We start from the raw sequence: 778 nt of genomic DNA, 5'->3' as shown, positions 1-778 counted from the left end.
CTGCCCGATCTCCGGCCTCACCGGTTCGCGGTGGCTGGCCCACTACACCGCCACCAGCGGCTACCTGGACGCCCTGGCGTACGCGCGGCACGTGATGGGATTGTCGGCGACGACGGTCAACTGGGGACTGTGGAAATCCCTGTCCGACGCCGAGCACCAATTCGGCCAGGTCAGCATGGGTTCGGGGCTGGTGCCCATGAACGACGAGGTCGCCATCGGCGCTCTGCCGCGGGCCATGAGCCCCGCCGCAGGCGTGCATTCCATTGTGGTAGAAGCGGATTGGCCACTGCTCGCGGCCGCCTACCGCACCCGCGGCGCGCTGCACATCGTCGACGACCTGCTTCCGGTGCCCGGCGAAACCGCCATGCCCGCAAGCGAATTGCGCGTCGGCCTGAGTAAGTGCCCGCCCGAACGCCGCCACGACATGCTGCTGGACCACGTCGGGTTGCTGGCGGCCGGGGTGATGGGGCTACCACCCAGCGAGTCGCTGGATCCCTCGATCGGCTTCTTCCAGCTCGGAATGGACTCCCTGATGAGCGTCACGCTGCAGCGCGCGTTGTCGGACAGTCTCGGTGAATTCCTGCCGGCTTCGGTGATCTTCGACTACCCGACCGTGTACAGCCTCACCGACTACTTGGCGACGATGCTGCCCGAACTCGCCGAACCGGATGCCGAACCCGCCTCCGACGTCTACGACGAACTCACCGAAGCCGGCAGGAATTCACCGAGACTGTCCGACAACGCGCGCTGCAGCGTGAGGCTCATCAGGGAGTGCATT

General features: G+C 66.5%; 1 protein-coding gene. It reads left to right on the top strand.

All coding sequences use genetic code 11. The features are described from left to right. On the top strand, nucleotides 1-778 hold a 778-nt coding region (locus A5691_RS12835), incomplete at both ends, for a beta-ketoacyl reductase (protein WP_156734787.1).

It is taken from the genome of Mycobacterium sp. E183, from assembly GCF_001667735.1.
Taxonomy (GTDB): domain Bacteria; phylum Actinomycetota; class Actinomycetes; order Mycobacteriales; family Mycobacteriaceae; genus Mycobacterium.
The sequence above is the reverse complement of the archived record's forward strand: the minus strand, read 5'-3'. Positions and strand labels throughout refer to the sequence as shown.